At 70.8% G+C, this 22,807-nt stretch carries 21 protein-coding genes; 15 read left to right on the top strand and 6 right to left on the bottom strand.

Translation table 11 applies throughout. The annotated features are described in order from the left end of the window. Positions 1-70 precede the first annotated feature (70 nt). A complete protein-coding gene (locus ACWDNY_RS27580) occupies positions 71-961 on the bottom strand; it encodes a LysR family transcriptional regulator (RefSeq protein WP_451648496.1) in 891 nt (296 codons plus the stop codon). A gap of 73 nt (positions 962-1,034) precedes the next feature. Here ACWDNY_RS27580 and ACWDNY_RS27575 point away from each other — a divergent pair, with 73 nt between their 5' ends. The 3 genes from ACWDNY_RS27575 to ACWDNY_RS27565 all read left to right on the top strand — a co-directional run bounded on the left by ACWDNY_RS27575 (position 1,035) and on the right by ACWDNY_RS27565 (position 4,145). After that, positions 1,035-2,486 carry an MFS transporter gene (locus ACWDNY_RS27575; protein ID WP_451648495.1) on the top strand — a complete coding sequence of 484 codons (1,452 nt, stop codon included), beginning with the start codon at positions 1,035-1,037 and terminating at the stop codon, positions 2,484-2,486. A gap of 188 nt (positions 2,487-2,674) precedes the next feature. Next, positions 2,675-3,520: an aldo/keto reductase gene (locus tag ACWDNY_RS27570; protein WP_451648494.1), complete on the top strand. Its 846-nt coding sequence runs from the start codon at positions 2,675-2,677 to the stop codon at positions 3,518-3,520. Positions 3,521-3,533: 13 nt separating this feature from the next. Beyond that, positions 3,534-4,145: an NADPH-dependent FMN reductase gene (locus tag ACWDNY_RS27565; protein WP_451648493.1), complete on the top strand. Its 612-nt coding sequence runs from the start codon at positions 3,534-3,536 to the stop codon at positions 4,143-4,145. 41 nt (positions 4,146-4,186) lie between these two features. Here the strand turns inward: ACWDNY_RS27565 and ACWDNY_RS27560 are convergent, their stop codons facing one another. From ACWDNY_RS27560 to ACWDNY_RS27540, 5 genes are all read right to left on the bottom strand, one after another. Further along, positions 4,187-5,158, bottom strand: a complete 972-nt coding sequence (locus tag ACWDNY_RS27560) for an LLM class oxidoreductase (protein ID WP_451648492.1) — start codon at positions 5,156-5,158, stop codon at positions 4,187-4,189. A 431-nt stretch (positions 5,159-5,589) separates the two neighbouring features. Then, the gene (locus tag ACWDNY_RS27555; RefSeq protein WP_451648491.1) at positions 5,590-6,180 is read right to left on the bottom strand and encodes a DsbA family protein; all 591 of its coding nucleotides are present in this window, start codon (positions 6,178-6,180) and stop codon (positions 5,590-5,592) included. Between the two features lie 240 nt (positions 6,181-6,420). Continuing rightward, entirely contained in the window at positions 6,421-7,503 is a 1,083-nt protein-coding gene (locus tag ACWDNY_RS27550) for a glycosyltransferase family 4 protein (protein ID WP_451648490.1), read from the bottom strand. Between the two features lie 5 nt (positions 7,504-7,508). Beyond that, positions 7,509-9,692: an amylo-alpha-1,6-glucosidase gene (locus ACWDNY_RS27545; RefSeq protein ID WP_451648489.1), complete on the bottom strand. Its 2,184-nt coding sequence runs from the start codon at positions 9,690-9,692 to the stop codon at positions 7,509-7,511. An 8-nt stretch (positions 9,693-9,700) separates the two neighbouring features. Beyond that, positions 9,701-10,078 carry a DUF2267 domain-containing protein gene (locus ACWDNY_RS27540; protein ID WP_451648488.1) on the bottom strand — a complete coding sequence of 126 codons (378 nt, stop codon included), beginning with the start codon at positions 10,076-10,078 and terminating at the stop codon, positions 9,701-9,703. Between the two features lie 693 nt (positions 10,079-10,771). On the opposite strand from ACWDNY_RS27540, the gene ACWDNY_RS27535 reads away from it, so the two are divergent. The 12 genes from ACWDNY_RS27535 to ACWDNY_RS27480 all read left to right on the top strand — a co-directional run bounded on the left by ACWDNY_RS27535 (position 10,772) and on the right by ACWDNY_RS27480 (position 22,555). Beyond that, a complete protein-coding gene (locus tag ACWDNY_RS27535) occupies positions 10,772-11,221 on the top strand; it encodes a DUF1931 family protein (RefSeq protein WP_451648487.1) in 450 nt (149 codons plus the stop codon). A 196-nt stretch (positions 11,222-11,417) separates the two neighbouring features. Next, complete coding sequence (locus tag ACWDNY_RS27530; protein WP_451648486.1) at positions 11,418-11,981, top strand: type 1 glutamine amidotransferase domain-containing protein; 564 nt, start codon at positions 11,418-11,420, stop codon at positions 11,979-11,981. Between the two features lie 408 nt (positions 11,982-12,389). Then, positions 12,390-12,911, top strand: a complete 522-nt coding sequence (locus ACWDNY_RS27525; RefSeq protein ID WP_451648485.1) for a general stress protein — start codon at positions 12,390-12,392, stop codon at positions 12,909-12,911. A gap of 78 nt (positions 12,912-12,989) precedes the next feature. Then, positions 12,990-14,894 carry a molecular chaperone DnaK gene (dnaK, locus tag ACWDNY_RS27520; RefSeq protein ID WP_451648484.1) on the top strand — a complete coding sequence of 635 codons (1,905 nt, stop codon included), beginning with the start codon at positions 12,990-12,992 and terminating at the stop codon, positions 14,892-14,894. A gap of 10 nt (positions 14,895-14,904) precedes the next feature. Beyond that, the gene (locus ACWDNY_RS27515; protein WP_451648483.1) at positions 14,905-15,486 is read left to right on the top strand and encodes a nucleotide exchange factor GrpE; all 582 of its coding nucleotides are present in this window, start codon (positions 14,905-14,907) and stop codon (positions 15,484-15,486) included. A 6-nt stretch (positions 15,487-15,492) separates the two neighbouring features. Beyond that, on the top strand, positions 15,493-16,437 hold the full coding sequence (locus ACWDNY_RS27510) for a DnaJ C-terminal domain-containing protein (RefSeq protein ID WP_451648482.1): 945 nt from the start codon (positions 15,493-15,495) through the stop codon (positions 16,435-16,437). After that, a complete protein-coding gene (locus ACWDNY_RS27505; RefSeq protein WP_451648481.1) occupies positions 16,434-16,808 on the top strand; it encodes a chaperone modulator CbpM in 375 nt (124 codons plus the stop codon). Before ACWDNY_RS27510 ends, ACWDNY_RS27505 begins: the two co-directional genes overlap by 4 nt. Continuing rightward, the gene (gene clpB, locus ACWDNY_RS27500) at positions 16,799-19,438 is read left to right on the top strand and encodes an ATP-dependent chaperone ClpB (protein WP_451648480.1); all 2,640 of its coding nucleotides are present in this window, start codon (positions 16,799-16,801) and stop codon (positions 19,436-19,438) included. Before ACWDNY_RS27505 ends, clpB begins: the two co-directional genes overlap by 10 nt. After that, positions 19,435-19,881, top strand: a complete 447-nt coding sequence (trxA, locus tag ACWDNY_RS27495; protein ID WP_451648479.1) for a thioredoxin — start codon at positions 19,435-19,437, stop codon at positions 19,879-19,881. The genes clpB and trxA overlap by 4 nt, the downstream gene beginning before the upstream one ends. 5 nt (positions 19,882-19,886) lie before the next feature. Continuing rightward, positions 19,887-20,150, top strand: coding sequence for a UBP-type zinc finger domain-containing protein (locus tag ACWDNY_RS27490; protein ID WP_355701852.1), 264 nt, complete (start codon positions 19,887-19,889; stop codon positions 20,148-20,150). Beyond that, positions 20,150-21,964 carry an FAD-dependent oxidoreductase gene (locus ACWDNY_RS27485; protein ID WP_451648478.1) on the top strand — a complete coding sequence of 605 codons (1,815 nt, stop codon included), beginning with the start codon at positions 20,150-20,152 and terminating at the stop codon, positions 21,962-21,964. The genes ACWDNY_RS27490 and ACWDNY_RS27485 overlap by 1 nt, the downstream gene beginning before the upstream one ends. A 48-nt stretch (positions 21,965-22,012) precedes the next feature. Next, positions 22,013-22,555: an Hsp20/alpha crystallin family protein gene (locus ACWDNY_RS27480; protein WP_451648477.1), complete on the top strand. Its 543-nt coding sequence runs from the start codon at positions 22,013-22,015 to the stop codon at positions 22,553-22,555. Positions 22,556-22,807 lie beyond the last annotated feature (252 nt).

The following is a 22,807-nucleotide window of genomic DNA, read 5'->3' as shown; positions in this document are numbered from 1 at the left end:
GGAGCGAAGCGGAGGACGCAGGAGGCCGGACACCATCGCCCTGTGACGCTCCGGGCCGCGGCCCGGAGCGTCACAGGGCGATGGTGTGGAGGTCGACCAGGTCGAGCAGCGCCCCCAGGGCCGAGCTGGGCCGCCGGGTCGACGACGTGCCGAGATGCATGCTCCAGCGGAGCACGGTGCCGTGGACGTCCAGGACGTGCAGTCCGGGGGTGCGGGCAACGGCGAAGGCGGGCAGGAAGGCGATGCCCAGACCGTGCCGGACCAGTGCCGCCCCCATGTCGATGTCGGGCACTTCCAGCGCCACCCGGCGTACGACGCCTGCCGCCGCGAACGCCCGGTCGACCACCTCGCGATTGCCGTAGCCCGGCGGGAAGTCCACGAAGGGTTCCGCCGCGAGGTCCGCAAGTGCCACCTTCCCCCGCTGCGCGAGTGGATGGGTGGCGCTCACCGCCAGGACGAGCGGCACGGTGGCCAGCTCCCGTGCGTCGATCCCGGCAGGCTTGTGCTGGGGCAGCGACAGGAAGGCGACGTCCAGGTCCCCGCTGAGCAGCGCGTACGCCAGTCCCTCCGAGCCGGTCGTCGCCAGCCGCAGCCGGACGTCGATCGACGGATGCCGTTCGTGCAGCTGGCCGAGCAGCGCAGGCAGGTCCACCACCTCGACCGAGGCCATGGCGCCCACGTTCACCGTGCCGCGCAGCGTGTCCTGTGCTGCGCGCACGGCGTCCTGGGCGGCCTGGGCGGCGTGCAGGGTCGCCCGGGCCTCCGGCAGCAGCGCCGCGCCCGCCCCGGTGAGCCGGACCTGCTGCGACGTGCGCTCGAACAGCGCGCAGCCGAGCTCGCGCTCCAGGGAGCGGATCGCGGCGGACACCCCCGACTGCACCACGTGCAGCCGACGGGCGGCACGTGTGAAACTCAACTCCTCGGCGACCGCGATGAAGTGCTCCAGCTGACGTAGCTCCACACGTGAAGTATCACTCGCATTGCTCGATCCCAGCAAAAACATTCGTTGGCATTGATCCTGGCTGGTGAGGAGGATGGAAACGTCATCCACTTCCGCCCGAGGAGGGGTACTCCTGCCCGCCGTACCGACGCCGCTGAGCCGTCCCACAGCCGACGCTCCCGACGACCCGACCCACCGGATCCCTGCACCCGTCTCCGCCGGCCTGCCGCCCCGCGTCCCCGTCGGCCTGCCGCCCCACGTCTCCGCCGGCCTGCCGCCCCGCGTACCCACCGGCCTGCCGCCCCGCGTCACCACCCGGCGCCGTGCCTCGCACACGACCGGCTTCTGGTTCGTGGCGGTGGCCTTCACCGTGCTGATGGCCTTCGGCACCGCGCCGACCCCGCTGTGGCCGCTGTACGAGGCCCGGGACCACTTCGGCGCGACGACGGTCACGGTGGCGTACGCCTCGATGGTGGTGGGCGCAGCGGCCGCCTTCCTCGGCCTGGGACATCTGTCGGACCGGCTCGGCCGGCGGCGCATCATCGTCCCGGCGCTGCTCGTCGGCATCGTCGCGTCGGTCGTACTGATCCTGTGGCGGGACCTGCCGGGGCTGATCGCGGGCAGGATCCTGAACGGTGTCGGACTGGGGCTGATGGCCTCGACCGCGACGACGTACCTGCACGACCTCCACCACGAGGCCCGTCCGGAACGGACGGGTTCGGTGCTGCCCGGCATCGTGGCCACCGCCGCCAACCTCGGCGGACTGGCCTCGGGGCCCCTGGTCGCCGGAGCCGCCGCCGAGTGGCTGCCGACGCCCCTGATCACCACCCAGGCCATCTTCACGCTCGCCATGACAGTGTGTCTGGCGCTGGTGCTGTGCACCCCGGAGACCGTGGACCGGGAGCTGCCCGTGGTCGAACCGCCCACCCGGTTCGTCCTGTGCCCCGGCGGCCGGCGGACGTTCGGCGCGGCCGGCGCGCTGGGCGCCTTCGCCTTCGCGATCCTCGGCCTGATCTCCTCCCTCGGGGCGAGCGTGCTCCACGGCACCCTGCACACCGATTCGCACCTCGTGGTCGGCCTGGCGGCCTTCCTCATGTTCGGTTCCGCGGCGGCCGCCCAGCTGGTGCTGGGACGCCTCCCGCTGCCCCGGGTCCTGACCGTCGGGGCCGTGGTCTTCCCGGTCGGCCTGGTCCTGTGCGCCGTCGCCCTCTACCACCCGGCGCTCTGGCTCTACCTGGTCGCCGTGTCCCTGTCCGGGGCCGGCTCCGGGCTGCTGTTCAAGGGAGGCGTCGAACGTGCCGTTTCAGTGGCCGCGCCCGCCTCACGCGCGGGGGTCCTCGCCGTGTTCTTCGTGGTCGCGTACCTCGGAATGGGCCTGCCCTCCGTCCTGTTCAGCATCGCCCTGCGGCACTTCGCCGTGCAGACCGCGATGATCGGCTTCGCGGCGGTCCTCTCCTGCGGCGCCGTGGTGTCGGTCGCTTTCGCGTTGCGCGACCGCGCACCCGGTCCCGGCGCGCACTCGGCGCAGTCCGCTCGCCCCTCCTGACCTAGTGCCGCGACAGGCAACGTTCCCCCCGTCGCGACGCCCGGCACGCCCTCTCGCCGCACCTTGACGGGCAAACGGTGCCTGCCGCGGCACTAGTTGCGGCGCATGCGACACCGGTTGCCTGGGAGGCGTGGACGTGGGCACTCGGTGCGGGTACGCGTGACACCACGGCAGACGGGAGGCACGACATGTCTGCGGAATTGGCCAGAAGGATCGCACTCCCCTCCGGTGAGGTGATCGCGGCGCTCGGGCAGGGGACCTGGTACCTGGGCGAGAACCCGGCCCGGCGTGAACAGGAGATCGCCGCCCTGCGGCTGGGCCTGGACCTGGGCATGACCGTCGTGGACACGGCGGAGATGTACGGCGACGGCGCAGCCGAGGAGCTCGTCGGGGAGGCCATCCGGGGACGCCGGGAGGAGGTCTTCCTCGTCAGCAAGGTGCTGCCGGGCCACGCCGACCGGAGAGGCACCGTCGCCGCCTGCGAGGGCAGCCTGCGGCGGCTCCGTACGGAACAGCTGGACCTCTACCTGCTGCACTGGCGGGGACAGTGGCCGCTCGAGGAGACCCTTGCGGGATTCACCTACCTGATGGAGGCGGGGAAGATTCGTTACTGGGGCGTGAGCAATCTGGACGTCGCCGACATGGTCGAGCTGACCACCCTCCCCGGCGGCGACGCCGTGGCCGTCGACCAGGTGCTGTACAACCTCTCCCGGCGGGGCATCGAGTGGAATCTGCTTCCCTGGTGCCGCGAGGCCGGGGTGACGGTCATGGCCTACTCCCCGATCGAACAGGGGCGGCTGCTGAACGACCCGGCTCTGGGTGCCGTGGCCCGGGCCCTCGGAGCCACGCCGGCCCAGGTGGCACTCGCCTGGGTGCTGGAACAGGAGGTGGCCGCCATCCCGCGTTCCGGATCACCCGAACACGTCCGGGAGAACCGCGCCGCGGCGGACCTCCACCTTCCTACCGAGGCGCTCGACGCCCTCGACGAGGCGTTCCCGCCGCCCAGCGGGCCCACGCCCCTGGAGATGCTCTGAAGGAGTTGGCAGGATGGCGCGCCCCCCGCTCGTCGTCGGAATGGGGGGTTCGCTGCGCACCCCGTCGACCAGCCTCACCGCACTGTGCGTGGCGGTCGAGGGGGCGGCCGAGGCGGGCGCCGACACCCAGGTGCTCGACCTCAAGCGGCTGGATCTCCCGTTCTACATGTCCGGGCGCGGGATCCCCCCGTCCGCCCGCCGGCTTGCGGACACCGTTCAGGCCGCCGACGCCCTGCTGTGGAGCAGCCCGACGTACCACGGGTCGGTCAGCGGCGCGTTCAAGAACGCGGTGGACTGGCTCGCCCTCCTGGCCGACCACGACCCGCCCTACCTGAGCAACAAACCCGTGGGGATGCTGACGACCGCCGGTGGAGTGCAGGGCCTGCAGGCGATCAACGCGATGGAGTTCATCGTGCGGTCGCTGCGCGGGTGGGCCGTGCCGCTGGTCTTCGCGGTCCCGCGGTCCTCCCGGGTCTTCGACGGCGACGGGCGCCTCACCGACCGGGCGGTCGCGGACCAGTTGCGCGGCCTCGGCGCGGAGGTGACCTGGGCGGCCCTGCAGTTCCGGGCGGAGGGCACCTGCGACTACGCGCAGGAGCGGCCGTCCGCGGCCGTCCCGGACTGAGCCCGGCCCTGCGCACGCAGGGACGCCGGGGGTGCCCCTCCTCAGGGCCCGGTCCGCTCCACGGGCCGTCGGCGCTCGCCGCGCGCCTCCAAGCGCCCCGGCGGGAAGTGCGGCAGCACGTGCTCGGCCAGTTCGTCGATCACTTCGGCGACCGGGCGGCGGCTGTGCTTGAAGTTGATCATCAGCTGGTCGATGCCGATGTCCTGCCAGGCCCGCATCATCGCCAGGAACGACACCCGTCCCACCGAGAAGCCCTGGTGGATGCGCCGGGGCAGGGCCAGCGGGTCGGCGGTCAGGTCGAGATAGGTGGCCTGGGCGTACGGTTTGAAACCCCCGCCATCGCCCTCGGTCAGCTCCCGCCACCGCTGGATGTTCTCGGCCTGCTGCTGGAGCGGCGGGGTGTAGTACAGCCAGCCGTCCATGTTGTCGGCGATCCACCGTACGTCCTGCCTGCCGCGTCCCGTCATCAGAACGGGGATCCGCTGGTACACCGGCTTGGGCAGCAGATCGGTGCCGCGCATCCGGCCGAGCGGCGACTCCACGTGCGGGAAACGGTGCTCGAGGACGACACGGAAGTACTCCAGCGACTGCCGGAACCTCTCGGCCCGGGCGCCCAGGTCCTGGCCGAAGGCCGGGAACTCCACGGGCCGGTCACCGGTGGCCACCCCGAGCAGGAGCCGTCCGCCTGACAGCTGGTCCACCGAGGCGGCCGCCTTGGCTGTGTGCAGCGGATGCCGCAGCGGCATGACGATGCTGGCGGTCCCCAGTGTGATCGAGGTGGTGCGGGCGGTGAGCTGCCCCAGGTACACCCACGGGTCGAAGACCTGCCCGGCGTCCCCGAAGTTCGGGTCCAGCAGCGGTACGTCACGGACCCACACCGAGGCGAAGCCGGCCCGCTCGGCCTGTTGGATCCGCTCGATGTGCCCGGCCAGGGACGGCACGGGCCCGTCGAAGCCCTCCAGGGGCGTGATGGCGCCCACGGTCATCCTGCCGCCGGGATACGCCCTGGCCATGGCCGCGTGCTCGGAAAACGGCCGCTGCGCCGCGCCTTCGACATCGACGGGTGAGTCGGCTGAGGGAACTGTCGGTTGTGTCATGCGATCCTCCGGCGAGTCGGCCGTGTCCGGGTCCGCCTCCGTGCGCTGCCCGTGCCGGGGCGCGCCGCGCCAGGGCCCGTGACGCCTGCCGAGGCGGCGGGTTCCCGTGCCGCCGAGGGCAAATCCGTGACGACCCGGCAATTCCCGACCCGCCGCGACGATTTCGTGCGACGCGTGCGGCGTCGTGCCGCTGTGAGCGACGGGAAGCCCGCCGAGGGGCGCGCGCGGTGTTCCCGGCCTTGTTTGCGCACGGCCGTCACCGGCGGAGAGTTCCGCCACGTGACGTCCCGGTCACCGGGCGAGTTGCAGGAAGTGGTGGAGCCGGTCCACCCGGCTGACCGGGCGCGTCATCCGGCGACAGTGGCATGGGCCGCACGAACCGCGGCAAGGATGGTCTGGGGGTTGGCCGGCACCGGAACGCCCTGGACCGCCACGGTCGGCGTTGCGCTCACGCCCCGCTGGATGGCCGTCGCCGTCACGTAGGCGCTCCAGTCCAGATAGGCGCCCTGCAGGACGCACGCCGCGAACGAGCTGTCCGTCAGTCCCACCGTGTGGCCGAGCTCGACCAGTTCCTCGTCGGACAGGCCCGGCCCGCCCTCGGGGGGCTGGTTGGCGAACAGCGCGTACAGGTACTCCATGAAGTGGCCGCCGTCGGACGCGCAGCCCGAGGCCGCCGAGGCACGGGAGGAGTACCGGGTGGTGGACAGGCCGTCGAGAAAGCCCATCGGGTGGTAGACGAGACTGATCGCCTCGTTCGCCACCAGCTCGTCAAGGATCGGCCCGCTCCTCGCCTCGAACTGCTTGCAGAACGGGCACAGAAAGTCGATGAAGGCATCTACCTGTACCGGGCCGGCTCCGACGACGATGCCGTCCCCGCTCGGCGAGGCATCGGCCGGAACGCGGGAGGGCGGGCTGATGTGGGGCGTCTGAGTACTCATGCCGGGTCCTCTGTCGTGAAATCGATGGAATTCGCGTCATAACACGTGTCAGGAACGGCGAGCCGGCCGCGGGCCAGAGGCCCGCCGTGTGCGCCGGGCCCTCGAGTGCGGCACCGAAAGGCGCACATGCCGCGCCACCGCTTCTTCCAGCCTCCCACCGGCCCGGTGGATGTCAAAAGCGCTTGCGAGCGATTCTCATGGCGTGCGCCAACCGTGTTCCGGGCGCCGACTCGGCACAGGTCAGTGGTGTGGTCGGTGCCCTGAGGCGGCCGTCGCCGGTTGGGTCCGGTGGCGGGCCAGCAGGTGATAGAGCTCCTGGTACGCGCAGGCCATGTTGAGGGTGTCGAACCGTTGGCGTACTCGTTCCCGGCTGGCCCGCGGAGAGAGACGCTCGACAGAGCGGAGCGCCGCGGGCAGTTGTTCGGGCCGGTCGCAGACGAAGCCGGTGACGCCGTCATCGACGATTTCCGGTACCGAGCCGCGGCGCAGGGCGACGACCGGTGTGCCGCAGGCCATGGCCTCCACCATGACCATGCCGAAGGGCTCCTCCCAACAGATGGGGAAGACAAGGCACCGGGCGTAGGCGAGCAGGTCGAGTTTGGTGGCGTGATCGGCTTCGCCGATCCATCGGGCGTCCTCGCCCAGCCGGGGCACGATCTCCGCGTCGATATAGGCGCGCTCCGCCGGGTCGTTGCAGGCGCCGGCGAGGACGATCGGCATGTCCGCCCGGCGGGCCGCGTCAATGGCCAGGTGGACTCCCTTCTCCGCCGCGAGTCGGCCGAGGAAAACGGCGTAGCGGCCCTTGCGGGGGCGGTACGGGTAGTCGGCGGTGCGGACCGCGTTGTATATCTGGCCGGCCCACGGGAGGTCCGGGGCCTGTGCCTGCTGGGCTCGGGAGAGGGCAACCGGATGCACCGTGTCGCCCAGGGCGCGATAGTACTCGCCGGTTACTCCGGTCACGGGTCCGTGCGCGGTCACCACGGTGGGGGCGCTGCGTAGGCGTGCCTGGAGGGGGCCCGCGGTGCTGTGGTCGTGGATGATGTCGGGACGCAGAGAGACGAGAGTTCTGGCCGCTCGCGCGGCATGCACCACTTCCGGGCCCACCGTTCCCAGGCGGTCGCCCTGGGGGGTTTCGTAGGTGGCGACGAAGCGGCCCCGAGTTCCGTTGTGTCCCGCGCCGATGACGGTGACCCGGTGGCCCAATTCGACGAGCCCGTCGACCAGGGCCGCGCACATCGCCTCGATCCCTCCGTAGCCCGCCGGCGGCAGCTCGAACCAGGGCGTCGAGATCATCGCGATGTCCAGCGGACGGATGCCGGGCATGTCGTTCACTCTCCTGCCGACACCAGGTCAGCGGGTCGGTCGTGTTTATGGTTCCCTGCCGCGCACAGGGGCCGACGGGGCTGGCGCACGATCTCGGTGTCGTCGGCCAGCCCTGTCAGGTGGGTCGACTCACCGTCCACGTCCAGTTCGACACGTCGGTCGGCCAGCGGGATGTTGTGGATGCGCAGACTTCCGTAACGAGCCGGCCAGGCCGGGTCGACCCACACCTGACCGTGCGACATCCAGGGGTCGATCCGCAGCAGCGCGCGTACCAGTTGGACCGGGGTGGCAGCGGCCCAGGCCTGGGGGGAGCACGAGGTGGGATACGGCAGCGGCGTGTCGTATTCGCCGCGATCGAAGCCGCAGAACAGCTCGGGCAGCCGGCCGCCGAAGGCCTCCGCGGCGTCGAGGATGCCGGTCGCCACCCGCTGGGCATGTTCCACGAAGCCGTACCGCATCAGGCCTGTGGTCACGATGGCGTTGTCGTGCGGCCAGACCGAGCCGTTGTGGTAACTCATGGGGTTGTACGCACCCATCGTGGTCGCCAGGGTGCGCACGCCCCAGCCGGTGAACATTTCCGGTGACAGCAGCCGCTCCGCCACCTGCTCGGCCTTGTCGCGGTCGGCGATCCCGGTCCAGAGGCAGTGACCCATGTTGGAGGCCAGCGCGTCGATCGGGCGTTTGTCCCGGTCGAGGCCGACCGCGTACCAACCGCGTTCAGGCAGCCAGAACCGCTCGTTGAAGGCCTCCTTCAGCGCGGTCGCCCGCTGCGTCCAGTGGTCGACCGCATTCAGGTCGCCGGCCTCGTGGGCGAAGTGCGAGCGCACGACATAGGCCGCGTAGACGTAGCTCTGCACCTCGCACAGGGCGATCGGCGGTTCGGCCAGGGTGCCGTCGGCGAAGTTGATGCCGTCGTAGGAGTCCTTCCACCCCTGGTTGAGCAGGCCGTTGGCGGTCATCCGCTGGTACTCCACGAAGCCGTCGCCGTCCCGGTCGCCGTACTCCTCGACCCACTGCAGCGCCCGGTCGGCATGCGGCAGCAGCGCCTCGACGGCATCGGGGGCGAGGCCCCACCGGCTGAGCTCCCCCAGGAGGATGACGAACAACGGGGTGGCGTCGGCAGTGCCGTAATAGACGCTGCCGCCGCCACGGGCCAGGGGGAAGTCCAGGCCGAACCGGGTTTCGTGCAGGATGCGCCCGGGCTGTTCCTCGGTGTTCGGGTCCACCTTGCGGCCCTGGTCGCGGGCCAGGGTGCGCAGGGTGCCCAGGGCCAGGGCCTGGTCGAGCGGCAGTGCCATGTACGAGGACAGCAGCGAGTCGCGGCCGAACAGGGCCATGAACCAGGGGGCACCTGCGGCGACCGCCGTGTCCTCGGGGTGCCGCGGGTCGAAGATGCGCAGCGCGCCCAGGTCCTCAAGGCTGCGCCGCAGCGTCTTGCGCAGCTCGGGGTCCTCGATGTCGGCGATGCGCGGTGCGCTCTCCCGCCAGGCGCGCAGACGGCGCGCCGGCGCGGACTCGCTGGGCTCCGTGCCCGGGTGGAAGACGCCGTGGGCCTGCTCGCCCTCGACGCTGGGGCGGACCAGGACGGTGGTGTTCCATTCGCCGCGCGCCGGCACCTCGGCCAGGAAATGCAGCCCGTCCGGCCGCGCGGTGGCATCGCTGCTCTCCACCCGCACGCCGCGCAGGGAATCACCCGAGTGCAACGACAGTTCCAGAGCATTGCCGGTGGGCGTGGCGCTGATGTCGCCCACCACGCGTACGCGACTCTCCTTGACCGCGAACACGTCGGCGAAGTCGGCACCCGCGCGCAGTGCGACCGGCACCGTCATGGGACGCGTGCTGAGGTTGCGCAACCGGAGGTCCTCGCGCATCCCCTCGCCGACGTAGCGCCGGCGTTCCAACAGGAGTTCGCTCTGCGCGCCGTGGGGCGGAACGCGGGAGACGAACGTAGTGCTGTAGGGATCCCGGGAAAGCACGGTGAGGTGGTGCGGCCAGCGGCCGTCCACCCGGATCTGCCAGTCGGAGATGACCCGCATGTCGCGGAAGAACAGCCCCTGCGGCGCCTCGGCCTCCATGTCGCCCGAGGTGCCCGAGACGCAGAACGTCGGCCCCTCGACCAGTGTGACGGTGGCTGCCGTGTGTACGGCCGGTTCCGTTTCTTCGATGATGGTGCCGACCTCGTCGGTCATGGCTCCTCCTAGCCCGGGGCGTAGACGAGAGCCTCGAAGTCCCGGGGCAGCTGGGACATCACGTGGCGGAATTCGCCGTGACTGACCGCGTCCCTCAGGGTGCTCAACACGGCCCGCACGCCCTCGCGGGCCTCGTCCGGGCTCACCCGTGCTCGCCTGCTGACCCGATTGATGAACTCGTCGAGTCCGAAGGCCTCGGCCTCCGGAGTGGGAGAGACCAGCGGTTCCTTGAGCGGCTTGGGCAGTTCGGACGCGAGGTCGTCCGCCTCACCCCTGGTGATCCGCTCGGCCAGTGTTTCCAGGGTGGCGCGGATGAGGGGCTCCGCCTTTTCCGGGGGGACAGAGGCGCGCCGGGCGACGGTGTTGAGGAAGGTGTCGTAGTCCATGAGCCGTCCTTTTTCTGAAGCCTTGCAGCTGTCAGGGGTGGGGCCTGGGACAGCCACCGAAGGGTGGTGTGTATGCCGGGCGGCGGGCTGACGCGCGTCGTGGTGCCTGCGCCTCAGCAGCCGACGACATCGGACATGTCTATGCTCCGGGATGTGGGCCGCACTCTGCCTGCTCCCGACGGGAGGAAAAACGGTAGCCCCGGTACACCTCCGAGGACGAGTACAGACGGCCTCCACCACGCGAAGCCGTGCTCCTCGGGAACGCCGGCGCCGGTCTGCCGCGTGTGCGTCAGGGTGCCGTGCCTGGGGGCGCGGTCGCTTTTCCCGCCGCTGCGTTCCGGCCGGCCCGTTCGGCCCGTTCGCCGTCGGTAGCGTTCGATGCGGGCGGGCTGTCGGGGGCGATGTCCGTCAGCCGCACTTCCAGATCGATGGACCCGTGGGGGCACGGCCGACCCGGCTCTCACCCGCACCCAGGTGATGGGCATGATCCCGGACGGCCGGACGGCCGTCCGGGATCACGCCCGCGCATGTCGTGCTGCTCTGGCAGGGCAGGACGAAGCGTTCTTTTTCGGCCTCGGGTGCGGAGGCGCTCAGCAGGGGGCTCTGCGAATCTCGACCGGGTAACAAAACAGCCAATGGCGGCGCGGGCGGGAGCGAACGACGCCGTCCGTGCCCGGTGAGGAGGCGAGAGGCATGGCCGTGATGGGCGTGTCGAAGTTCGAGAGGTTCTTTCGCGCCGCCGCAGGCCTCGACGTGGACAAGAACGACCTGAAGCGGTACAGCGACTTCGTCGATGCCAAGCTCTACGACCTCCTCATCATCGGCCAGGCGTCGGCCAGTGCCAACGACAGGGACACCGTCGAACCGTGGGACCTGCCGATCACCAAGGGCCTCCAGGAGAGCATCCACCGGTTCCGGCGGCTCGACGAGGAGGTCGAACTCAAGCCGATCCTGGAACAGCTCGCCGCGCACCCTCCCCTCGACAGGGCGCCCACCCCGGAGACCGAAGAGCGCTACCCCGAGATCATCGGCGGTCTCAGCGTCGCCCTCGCCGAGACATTCAAGATCATGTATCCGGATGTCAAGAACCCGCAGACCAGTCACTGGGAGGGCGTGACCGCGGTGTTCGACCGGCTGCTGTAGCAGTCGTGCCCCAGTGCACGTCGCCGTGGTCGTCCTCCACCGGGACGGCAGTTCCGGCTGATCGCGCGCAGACGCGCTCGGGGCAGCCTCGGCCGGGCGTTGCAGTCCCGGCCCGGAAAAGGGATCCGGACGGGCCCTGCCGGCTGTCCCGGCCGCCCGCCTCGTACAACCAGCGACTCGTGAAGGGAGCCGTACCGTGACACAGGAACTCCGGGGGATGCGGGTGGGAATTCTGGCCACCGACGGCGTCGAACGCGTGGAACTCGAACAGCCACGCGGTGCGTTGCACGGCGCAGGCGCGAAGACCGAGATTCTCTCGCTCCATCACGGCGAGATCCAGGCCCGCCAGTTCGACCTCAATGCGGCGGGAACCTTCCCCGTGGACCGCTTGGTCGCCGACGCCTCCGTCGACGACTACCACGCCCTGCTCATGCCCGGCGGCACCATGAACCCTGACCAGCTGCGCATGAACCGGGACGCGGTGCAGTTCGCCAAGGACTTCATGGCCAGCGGGAAACCGGTCGCGTCGATCTGCCACGGGCCGTGGACCCTGGTGGAAGCCGACGCCGTGCGCGGTCGCCGCCTGACGTCCTGGCCCAGCATCCGCACCGACCTGCGCAACGCCGGCGCGGAGGTCGTGGACGAGGAGGTGGTCGTCGACGGGCAGCTGATCACCAGCCGCAGCCCGGCCGACCTGCCCGCCTTCTGCGCCGCAATCGTGGAGCAGTTCGCCCGGGCGCACCACCCCATGCCCGGCTGACCGTGAGGCATGGTCGCCGCGGTGGAGCACGCGGTGCACCGCGGGGCGGGCCCGCTGGGCCCGCCCTCCATCCCACGCGGGCCGGCCGCCCGTGGCGTCGCTCCGTACGGCCGCCGGCGTCAGGCAGCCGCGTCGAATGCCACCACGCCCAGGGGCGCGATCGCCGCGGTGCGCGTGCCGGCGTGGGCCTGGGAGAAGTACATCCCTGAGCCCCGCACCTCGGGCCGGGCCTGACCCTCAGTTTCCCGCCGCGAGCAGCCGACCCGGATCGTCGTCCCGCCTCCTGCCCTCACAGACCGAGCGGCGGTGCCACTTTTCGACCCGCCGGGCGCAGGCGGGTGACCGGGTGAACAGCCACTCTGGGGCCTGCAGGGATCACTCGGCGGTCCGTCGGCGGAAGGAGTGGCCATGACTGAGCAGGCCCGCAGGACCATTGCCTCGTACGCGACGTACCAGGAAGCCGAACGTGCCGTCGACTACCTCGCCGACCAGGGCTTTCCCGTCCAGAAGGTGGCGATCATCGGCCGGGACGTGCGCCTGGTCGAACAGGTGATCGGTCGCATGGGGTACGGCACGGCCGCCCTCCACGGCGCATCCGCCGGAGCGCTGCCCGGCGTACTCATCGGCTGGATCTTCGGGCTGCTGAACTGGCTGGATCCGGTCGTCTCCGGTGTGCTCCTCGCCCTGTACGGGCTGATCTTCGGCGCGGTCGTCGGTGCGCTGCTCGGCGTGCTGCTGCACGCGGCCCAGCGCGGCCGCCGGGACTTCGCCTCGGTCCGCACGATGGAGCCCAGCCGGTACGAGGTCGTGGCGGACGAGGACGTCGCCGATGAGGCCGTCCGGCTGCTCGCCGGGCTGGACGGCAGGTCCGACGCGGAGAGCGCCCCCTCCAGGGGCGGCCCCCCGCGCAGCGACCCCGCCCCCAGCTGAACGTATTTCGAAGCCGGGCGGACAGGGCCCGGAGGATGAACGGTCGCCGACGGACGTCGACCGCGGAAGGAGTTCCTCATGGCCAAGGCAGTGGGCATTGACCTGGGCACCACCAACTCGGTGATCGCCGTGTGGGAGGGCGGCGAGCCGGTCGTCGTGCCCAACAGCGAAGGCAGCCGGACCACACCGTCCGTGGTGGCCTTCACCGACACCGGCGAGCGCCTGGTGGGCCAGTTGGCCCGCCGTCAGGCGATCCTCAATCCCAAGGGCACCATCTACTCGGCGAAGCGGTTCATCGGCCGGCGCTTCGACGAGGTCACCGAAGAAGCCAAGGCCGTCGCCTACGACGTCGTCCCCGGAGAGAACGGCGAAGCCCGATTCAAGGTGCGCGACAAGCTCTACGCGCCTGAGGAGATCAGCGCCCTGGTGCTGCGCAAGCTCGCCGACGACGCCTCGAAACAGCTGGGGGAACGGGTCACGGAGGCCGTCATCACCGTGCCCGCCTACTTCAACGACGCCCAGCGCACCGCCACCCGCGACGCGGGCCGGATCGCGGGCCTGGAAGTACTGCGGATCATCAACGAGCCGACCGCGGCCGCCCTCGCCTACGGGATGGACAAGAAGGGGCACGAGACGGTGCTCGTCTTCGACCTCGGCGGCGGCACGTTCGACGTGAGCATCCTCGACGTCGGCGACGGCGTGGTCGAGGTGCGCTCCACGGCGGGTGACAGCCACCTGGGCGGCGACGACTTCGACAGGCGTCTGGTCGACTACCTCGCGGACGAGTTCCAGAAGGAGAACGGCATCGACCTGCGCAAGGACCCGCAGGCGCTGCAACGCCTCTTCGAGGCGGCGGAGAAGGCCAAGGTCGAGCTCAGCTCCGTCACCCAGACCCAGGTCAACCTGCCGTTCATCACCGCCGACGCCTCAGGGCCCAAGCACCTCACCGCCACGATCATGCGGTCCACGTTCGAGCAGATCACCGCCGACCTGGTGGAGCGCTGCCTGGGACCGGTGCAGCAGGCCATGGCCGACGCCAAGGTCGGCGAGAACGACATCGACGAGGTCATCCTCGTAGGCGGCTCCACCCGCATCCCCGCCGTCCAGGCGCTGGTGCGACGGCTGACCGGCGGCAAGGAACCCAACATGAGCGTCAACCCCGATGAGGTCGTGGCGCTGGGCGCCGCGATCCAGGCCGGGGTGCTCAAGGGCGAGGTCAAGGATGTCCTGCTGCTCGACGTCACCCCGCTGTCGTTGGGAGTGGAGACGCGCGGCGGAGTGATGACGAAGATCGTCGAGCGGAACACCACCATCCCGGTGCGCCGCGGCGAGACCTTCTCCACCGCCGAGGACAACCAGCCTGCCGTCGATGTGGTGGTCCTCCAGGGCGAGCGCGAGCGGGCCGCCGACAACCGGGCGCTCGGCCGGTTCCAGCTCACCGACATCCGGCCGGCGCCGCGGGGCGAACCCCAGATCGATGTCACTTTCGACGTCGACGCCAACGGCATCCTCAACGTCAGCGCGCGCGACAAGGACACCGGCAAGGAACAGGGCATCACCATCAGTGAGAGCTCCAACCTCGACCGGAGCGAGGTCGAGCGCATGGTCCAGGAGGCCGAGCGCAACCAGGGCCAGGACCAGGCCCTGCGCGAGGCCGTTGACGCCCGCAACGAACTGGACGCGATCGCCTACCAGGTCGAAAAGCGCCTGAGCGAACTGGGCGACGCCGCACCCGCGCACGAAAAGGCCCGTGCGGAGATGCTGGTGGCCGAGGCCCGCGACGCGGTCAAGAACGAGGCCGGAGTGGACAAGGTCAGGCCGCTGATCTCCGAACTCCAGCAGATCCACGCCGGGCTCGCCGCCCACCAGACCGAAGCCGCGGCGGCGAGTGGTCCGTCGGAAACCACCGGGCCGGACGGCTCCGGGCAGGGCGGGGCCGGCACCGAGGAAGACGTGATCGACGCCGAGTTCGACAAGGGCTGAGGTACCTGCCATGCCGATGACTCCCCACGACCGATCGTCCGACCTGCCGCCCGAGGGCGCCGCACAACCGCAGGGCGACCTGCCCGAGCCCGCGCCGTCGGCCCCGGAGGCCGAACCGGGGCCCGACGCGGCGACCGGTCCGGCCGGGGCCGAGGACGAGTACGCGGCCGCGCTCAAAGAGGTCGAGGACCGCTGGCGGCGTGCCCTCGCCGACCTGGACAACCTGCGCAAGCGACACGCCAGGGAACTGGACCGGGAGCGCGCGGCCGAACGTGCCCGCACGGCCGCGGCCTTCCTTCCCGTCATCGACAACCTCGAACTGGCTCTGACCCACGCGGGCTCCGATCCCGGGGCGATCGTCGAGGGGGTTCGCGCCGTGCGCGACCAGGCCGTGTCCATTCTCGAACGCCTGGGTTACGAGCGTCACGCCGAGACAGGCGTCCCGTTCGACCCCTCTCGGCAGGAGGTCGTCGGCGTGGTCCAGGACCCCGACGCCGAACCGAACACCGTGGCGCAGGTGCTGCGCCCCGGCTACGGCGAGGCCGAGCGGCAGCTGAGGCCGGCTGCCGTGACCGTCGCCAAGCGGGAGTGAGCGGCCATGGCACGTGATTTCTACGAGGTTCTCGGGGTCCCGCGCAACGCCGACAAGGACGAGATCCAGCGGGCGTATCGCAAGCTGGCCCGCAAGTACCACCCCGATGTCAACAAGGACCCGGCGGCGGAGGAGCGCTTCAAGGAGATCAACGACGCCTTCAGCGCCCTGTCCGACCCGGACCAGCGGAAGCGTTACGACCGCTTCGGCGAGGACTTCCGGAAGGTCCCCGAGGACTGGGAGGAGCGGGTCGGTGCCGGCGCGGGCGCGGGACCCGGCGGCGGCTACCGCTGGTCCACCGGGGGCGGCCCCCGGGGCCGGTACGCCACCAGTGGCTTCGGGCCGGAGGGTGTCGACATCGACGACCTGTTCGGCTCGTTCTTCGGGGGCGCCGGACGCATGCGTGTCCCCGGAGCCGACCAGGAAGCCGAACTGCCGCTCACCGTCGAGGAGGCCTACCGCGGAGGCCGTCGCACCGTCACGCTCGCCGGTCCCAGCGGGCAGCCGCGGCGGTACGAGGTCGACGTGCCACCGGGTGTCACCGAAGGGCAGCGTATCCGGCTGGCGGGCGAGGGCGGCCGGGGCAGCGGTGACGCCCCCGCGGGGGACCTGTACCTGCGGGTGCACATCCTGCCGCACCCCCAGTTCCACCTCGTCGGCCGGGACGTGTACGTGGAGCTTCCGGTCACCCCCTGGGAGGCCGCGCTGGGCGCGACGGTTCCGGTGCCCACGCCGAGTGGGGCGACGGCCAAGGTGCACGTGCCCGCGGGCTCGTCCAGCGGCCGGCTGCTGCGGCTGCGCGGTGAGGGCATGCCGAACCCGCGCGGCGCGAACGGCGACCTCTACGCCGAGGTCCGGATCATGGTGCCGTCCAAGCTCAGCGACCAGGAGCGCGCACTTTTCGAGGAGCTCGCCGCCGTCTCCTCGTTCGACCCCAGGAGGACGCGATGAGTGACCCACGCCTCGGGGCGCGCCAGGCGTCTCGGCTGACACTTCCCGCGTCGGCACGCGTCAGCTACGCGATCGTGCCGGTGCCCAGGCTCTCTCTGCAGACCGTGGCCCGCCGCTCCGGCGTCCATCCCGACCTCATCCGCCGGTTCGTCGCTCTGGGCCTGGTCGAGGCCGAGCGCGACGCCGCCGGGGGACTGGTGTTCGAACCCACGGCACCGGCCGCCCTCGCCCGCGTCCAGCGGCTGCGCACCGGGCTGTGCCTCAACTACGCATCCATCGGCCTGGTGCTCGACCTGCTGGACCGCATCAGCCTGCTCGAAGCCGCACTGCGCCGCGCCGGTACGAGGAGTGAAACACCCCCATGGACATGAACCGTCTCACCCAGAAGTCCCAGGAAGCCCTTCAGGAGGCCCAGAGTGCGGCCGTCCGCATGGGGCAGACCGAGGTCGACGGGGAACACCTGTTGCTCGCTCTCCTCGAGCAGGAGGAGGGTCTGATCCCACGGTTGCTGGAAGGTGTCGGCGCCGACCCGGAGGAGCTGCGCGCCGCCGTGCGCGAGGAACTCTCCCGCCGCCCGAAGGTCACCGGCCCCGGCGCGGCGCCCGGCCAGGTCTTCGTCACCCAGCGCCTGTCCCGCCTGCTCGACGCGGCCGAGCGGGAGGCCAAACGCCTCAAGGACGAGTACGTGTCCGTGGAGCACCTCCTGCTCGCCCTTGCCGAGGAGGGCTCGGCGACCGCCGCCGGACGCCTGCTCAAGGAGCACGGCGTGACCCGGGAGTCGTTCCTCAGCGCGCTGACCCAGATCCGCGGCAACCAGCGGGTCACCTCCGCCAACCCCGAAGTGGCCTACGAGGCTCTGGAGAAGTACGGCCGCGACCTGGTCCTCGAGGCCCGCTCCGGGCGGCTGGACCCGGTCATCGGCCGGGACGCGGAGATCCGCCGGGTCACCCAGATCCTCAGCCGCAAGACCAAGAACAACCCCGTCCTCATCGGCGACCCAGGCGTCGGCAAGACCGCCATCGTCGAGGGCCTGGCCCAGCGCATCGTCCGCGGCGACGTGCCCGAGGGCCTGCGCGACAAGACGGTGTTCGCCCTCGACATGGGCTCCCTGGTCGCCGGCGCCAAGTACCGCGGCGAGTTCGAGGAACGCCTCAAGGCCGTGCTCAGCGAGGTCAAGGCCGCCCAGGGGCAGATCCTGCTCTTCGTCGACGAACTGCACACCGTCGTCGGCGCGGGCGCCGCCGAAGGGGCCATGGACGCGGGCAACATGCTCAAGCCGATGCTCGCCCGTGGCGAACTGCACATGATCGGCGCCACCACCCTCGACGAGTACCGCAAGCACATCGAGAAGGACGCCGCCCTCGAACGCCGCTTCCAGCAGGTCATGGTCGACGAGCCGAGCGTGGAGGACACCATCTCCATCCTGCGCGGACTGCGCGAACGCCTGGAGGTCTTCCACGGAGTCAAGATCCAGGACACCGCGCTGGTCGCCGCGGCGACCCTCTCCCACCGCTACATCACCGACCGCTTCCTGCCGGACAAGGCCATCGACCTCGTCGACGAGGCCTGCGCCCGCCTGCGTACCGAGATCGACTCCATGCCCGCCGAACTCGACGAGATCACCCGCCGGGTGACCCGTCTGGAGATCGAGGAGGCGGCCCTGTCCAAGGAGACGGACCCGGCCAGCAAGGCGCGTCTGGAGGAGCTGCGCAAGGAACTGGCCGACCTGCGCGCCGAGGCCGACGCCAAGCGCGCCCAGTGGGAGGCCGAACGGCAGGCCATCCGCCGGGTGCAGGAACTGCGCCAGGAACTGGAACAGGTCCGGCAGCAGGCGGAGGAGGCCGAGCGCAACTACGACCTCAACCGCGCGGCCGAACTGCGGTACGGCAAGCTCCAGGAGCTGGAGCGGCGGCTGAAGGCCGAGGAGGAGAAACTGGCGGCCAAGCAGGGCCAGGACCGGCTGCTGCGCGAGGTCGTCACCGAGGAGGAGATCGCCGAGATCGTCGCCGCCTGGACCGGCATCCCCGTCGCGCGTCTCCAGGAGGGCGAACGCGAGAAACTGCTGCGCCTCGACGAGATCCTGCGCGAGCGCGTCATCGGCCAGGACGAGGCCGTCAAACTCGTCACCGACGCCATCATCCGCGCCCGCTCCGGCATCCGCGACCCACGCCGCCCCATCGGCTCGTTCATCTTCCTCGGCCCCACCGGCGTAGGGAAGACCGAACTGGCCAAGACCCTCGCCCAGGCCCTGTTCGACTCCGAGGAGAACATGATCCGCCTCGACATGAGCGAGTACCAGGAGCGGCACACCGTCAGCCGGCTCATGGGCGCACCGCCCGGATACGTCGGTTACGAGGAAGGCGGCCAGCTCACCGAGGCCGTACGCCGCAAGCCGTACTCGGTCGTGCTGTTCGACGAGATCGAGAAGGCGCACACCGACGTCTTCAACACCCTGCTGCAGATCCTCGACGACGGCCGCATCACCGATGCCCAGGGCCGCACCGTCGACTTCCGCAACACCGTCATCATCATGACGTCCAACATCGGCTCCGTGCACCTCCTCGACGGCGTCACCGCCGAGGGTGAGATCAAGCCGGACGCCCGCGCCCTGGTGATGAGCGAGCTGCGCGGGCACTTCCGCCCGGAGTTCCTCAACCGCGTCGACGACATCGTGCTGTTCAAGCCACTCGGTGAGCGGCAGATCGAGCGCATCGTGGAGCTGCAGTTCAACGAGCTGCGCCGCCGCCTCGCCGAACGCCGCATCACCGTCGAACTCACCGACGCCGCCCGGGAGCTGATCGCCCATCAGGGCTACGACCCGGTGTACGGGGCCCGGCCGCTGCGCCGCTACATCTCCCACGAGGTCGAGACAATGATCGGGCGCGCCCTGCTGCGCGGCGACGTCCAGGAAGGCGCCACGATCCGCGTCGACGCCGAGGCCGGGGAACTGGTGGTCACCTACGAGCGGCCCGAGGACGTGGAAGGAGCGCGGGCGGCATGAGCACGATGCAGGCCACGACCGTCAAGTGCCCGAACTGCGGGCGCACCAACCGCGTGCCCGCGGCCGCGGAGGGCCGCCCCAAGTGCGGCCACTGCAAGCACCCCCTACCGTGGATGGTGGACGCGGGCGACGACGACTTCGCCGAGGTCGCCGAGCGGGCCGACGTCCCCGTCGTGGTCGACCTGTGGGCCACCTGGTGCGGCCCCTGCCGCATGGTCAGCCCCGCCCTGGAGAAGGTCGCCACCGACCTCGCCGGCCGAATCAAACTCGTCAAGGTCGACGTCGACAAGAACCCGAGGCTGTCGCAGCGTTTCGAGGTCCAGGCGGTACCGACACTGCTCATCCTCGACAAGGGCAGAGTCGTCGCCCGGCAGGCGGGGGCGGCGCCCGCCCCCGCTCTGCGCAAGTGGGTAGAACAGTCGATCACGGCCCGGGAAAGGTGATCCGGATGACCTTGCACGCAGACCCCCACCTCGCGCTCGTCCGGCCGGTCCAGCCGCTGACCCCACAGGGGTGTCAGGAGTGTCTGCTGCTCGGCTCCCCGTGGGTCCACCTGAGGCTCTGCCTGACCTGCGGGCACGTCGGCTGCTGCGACTCCTCGCCGAACAAGCACGCCCGCAAGCACGCGGCCGCCGACGCCCATCCGATCGTGCAGTCGTTCCAGCCCGGCGAGGACTGGCGCTGGTGCTACGTCCACGAGGCGTTCGTCTGATGTCCGGCGACCAGTCGCCGCCGGGCGAAGAGCCGGTGCCGCAGGAAACGGACGAGGCCGTCTTCTGGGAGACCCCGGACATCTACGGCGCGTACCCGCGCCTTACCGAGGACCAGATAGCACGTCTGGAGGAGCTCGGGGAACGCCGGAGCATGGCGCCGGGCGACGTGTTGATCCGGGAGGGGGAGCGCTGCGAGACGTTCTTGGTCGTCCTCAGCGGTTCCGTCGCCATCGTCGAGGGCTACGGCACTCCCGAGGAGCACCTGCTGCGTGTGCACGGCCCCGGTCGCTTCATCGGCGAACTCGGGCTGCTGCACGGACAGGTGGCCTTCTACACCGCTGTCGCCAGGGAGCCGGGCGAGGTCCTCGCCGTCCCCTTGGACCAGTTGCGCCACCTGGTGTCCCAGGACTCCAACATCGGGGACGTCGTGCTGCGCGCCTGTCTGGGCCGTCGCGCGCTGCTGGTCGGAGAGGGCGCCGGCTTCCGCATCGTCGGCTCGCGCTACTCGCCCGACACCAGGCGGCTGCGCGAGTTCGCCGTCCGCAACCGGCTGCCGCACCGGTGGATCGACCTGGAGACCGACGAGGAGGCCGAGGAGCTGCTGCGCCGCTTCGGCGTCAGCCCGGAGGAGACACCGCTCGTCATCTGGCGGGACACCACCCTGTTGCGCAACCCCAGCAACGCGGAACTGGCCCGTCTCATCGGTCTGCCGTCACTGCCTGCCGGAGACAGCCACCGCGACGTCCTCATCGTCGGATCCGGACCCGCCGGCCTCGCTGCCGCGGTGTACGCCGCCTCCGAGGGCCTGAGCACCACCGTGGTGGAGGCGTTGGCCACCGGCGGCCAGGCCGCCACGTCGTCCCGCATCGAGAATCTGCTCGGCTTCCCCTCCGGCATCTCCGGCGCCGAACTCGCCGAACGTGCCCTGCTGCAGGCCGACAAGTTCGGCGCCAGGCTCAGCATTCCGGCCGAGGCGGCCGGTCTCCATCGCAAGGACGACGACCACTATGTGGTGGCGTTCACCGACGGCAGCGAGATCGCCGCCCGCGCCGTCGTCCTGGCCACGGGTGCCCGCTACCGTCGGCTCCAGGTGCCCGGCATCGAACGCCTGGAGGGAACGAGCGTCCACTACTCGGCGACCGTCTACGAGGCCCAGCAGTGCCGCTCCGACCCGGTGGCCGTCGTCGGCGGAGGCAACTCGGCGGGCCAAGCGGTGCTGTTCCTCGCCCAGTACGCGCCGAAGGTGTACCTGCTGGTCCGAGGACCCAGCCTTGAGGCCGACATGTCCCGCTACCTGGTCGACCAGGTAGTGGGACACCCGCGGGTGGAGGTCATGCTGCACACCGAGGTCAGCGAGGTCATCGGCCAGGAAGTGCTGGAGGAGCTCGACGTGGTCGACAACCGCACGGGCGAGCACCGCCGGCTCGCGGTACGGAGCCTGTTCGTCTTCACCGGCGCCGACCCCCACACCGAGTGGCTCGCCGGCACCATCGCCCTCGACTCCCGCGGCTTCGTCCTCACCGGACCGGAGGCCCAGGGAGCCTGCGCCCACCCCGAGGTGTGGCAGGGCCGCGGGCGCGCGTGCATGAGCCTGGAGACCAGCCTGCCCGGGGTCTTCGCGGCCGGGGACGTCCGTAGCGGCTCGGTGAAGCGGGTGGCCTCCGCGGCCGGTGAGGGCGCGATGGCCATCCATTACGTGCACCGGCACCTGGGGCACTCGGCCGCACCCGGCACCACGGGCACGTCCACTGCCGCGGGCAGCTCGGACGTCCCCCCACGCAGACGTCACAAGGAGTCCGCATGGCTCGCATGACACATGGCGGGCGATGAGATCACGAGAAGGAAGAAGGAGGCGATGGCGATGGCCATGCCCGTACGGCGCCACCGCGGTGGCGGTCTGCAGGAAAGGCCCGTCTGGGTACCCACTGCTGTCAATCCCCTGGTCGAGTTCGACGAACTGCTCAACCAGATGAGTGGTCTGCTGGAGTCGACGGTGGGCGCGGCACCCGTGGCCGCGTGGACACCCCTCGCGGACGTGTCGGAGTCCGAGGACGCGTTCCACATAGAGATCGAACTGCCCGGTGTGAGGAGCAAGGACATCAACATCGAGGCCAACGGTCCCGAAATTGTGGTCACCGGAGAGATCAAGGAGCGGGAACGCGAGGGCGTCCTGCGTCGCAGCACTCGCCGCGTCGGAGCCTTCGAGTACCGTTTGCGGCTGCCGGGAGAGTTGGACACCAACAACATCAAGGCGGACCTGCAGGACGGAGTGCTCAGCATCACCGTCCCCAAGGCCGAGACCACCAGGCCCCGCCGGGTCCAGATCAGCGAGTCCGGCGAGGGCGCACGCGAGGACGCCGCCCAGAGCGGCGGGTCGGAGGGCGGCCGGACCACCAGCGCCTGAGAGCCCACCGAGCCAGCGGTGCCGGACCGGCGTCCGTCACCGCTGCCGTCGTCGCAACGGGGCGACGGCAGCGGTGACGGTGTGCTGCCGGCCGCACGTCTGCGAACGCCCCGACCGCCCCCCGGGGGGGCCGCACCGTCCCTCGGGGGGCGGTCGGCCGCCACGCCGGTGTCGGGCGCCCCCTCGGGAACGACGGCGACCTGACCGCGACCCCGGTCCGGCACCGGAGATCGGAAGAGCGTCGGGTGGGGA

It is taken from the genome of Streptomyces sp. NPDC003697 (genome assembly GCF_053587115.1).
This window is presented reverse-complemented; position numbering and strand designations above follow the sequence as displayed.

Coding starts and splice junctions, on each gene's coding strand:
- ACWDNY_RS27575 (WP_451648495.1), top strand. CDS start 1,035: ATGGAAACGTCATCCACTTCCGCCCGAGGAGGGGTACTCCTGCCCGCC.
- ACWDNY_RS27570 (WP_451648494.1), top strand. CDS start 2,675: ATGTCTGCGGAATTGGCCAGAAGGATCGCACTCCCCTCCGGTGAGGTG.
- ACWDNY_RS27565 (WP_451648493.1), top strand. CDS start 3,534: ATGGCGCGCCCCCCGCTCGTCGTCGGAATGGGGGGTTCGCTGCGCACC.
- ACWDNY_RS27560 (WP_451648492.1), bottom strand. CDS start 5,158: ATGGCCAGGGCGTATCCCGGCGGCAGGATGACCGTGGGCGCCATCACG.
- ACWDNY_RS27555 (WP_451648491.1), bottom strand. CDS start 6,180: ATGAGTACTCAGACGCCCCACATCAGCCCGCCCTCCCGCGTTCCGGCC.
- ACWDNY_RS27550 (WP_451648490.1), bottom strand. CDS start 7,503: ATGCCCGGCATCCGTCCGCTGGACATCGCGATGATCTCGACGCCCTGG.
- ACWDNY_RS27545 (WP_451648489.1), bottom strand. CDS start 9,692: ATGACCGACGAGGTCGGCACCATCATCGAAGAAACGGAACCGGCCGTA.
- ACWDNY_RS27540 (WP_451648488.1), bottom strand. CDS start 10,078: ATGGACTACGACACCTTCCTCAACACCGTCGCCCGGCGCGCCTCTGTC.
- ACWDNY_RS27535 (WP_451648487.1), top strand. CDS start 10,772: ATGGCCGTGATGGGCGTGTCGAAGTTCGAGAGGTTCTTTCGCGCCGCC.
- ACWDNY_RS27525 (WP_451648485.1), top strand. CDS start 12,390: ATGACTGAGCAGGCCCGCAGGACCATTGCCTCGTACGCGACGTACCAG.
- dnaK (WP_451648484.1), top strand. CDS start 12,990: ATGGCCAAGGCAGTGGGCATTGACCTGGGCACCACCAACTCGGTGATC.
- ACWDNY_RS27515 (WP_451648483.1), top strand. CDS start 14,905: ATGCCGATGACTCCCCACGACCGATCGTCCGACCTGCCGCCCGAGGGC.
- ACWDNY_RS27510 (WP_451648482.1), top strand. CDS start 15,493: ATGGCACGTGATTTCTACGAGGTTCTCGGGGTCCCGCGCAACGCCGAC.
- ACWDNY_RS27505 (WP_451648481.1), top strand. CDS start 16,434: ATGAGTGACCCACGCCTCGGGGCGCGCCAGGCGTCTCGGCTGACACTT.
- clpB (WP_451648480.1), top strand. CDS start 16,799: ATGGACATGAACCGTCTCACCCAGAAGTCCCAGGAAGCCCTTCAGGAG.
- trxA (WP_451648479.1), top strand. CDS start 19,435: ATGAGCACGATGCAGGCCACGACCGTCAAGTGCCCGAACTGCGGGCGC.
- ACWDNY_RS27490 (WP_355701852.1), top strand. CDS start 19,887: ATGACCTTGCACGCAGACCCCCACCTCGCGCTCGTCCGGCCGGTCCAG.
- ACWDNY_RS27485 (WP_451648478.1), top strand. CDS start 20,150: ATGTCCGGCGACCAGTCGCCGCCGGGCGAAGAGCCGGTGCCGCAGGAA.
- ACWDNY_RS27480 (WP_451648477.1), top strand. CDS start 22,013: ATGGCCATGCCCGTACGGCGCCACCGCGGTGGCGGTCTGCAGGAAAGG.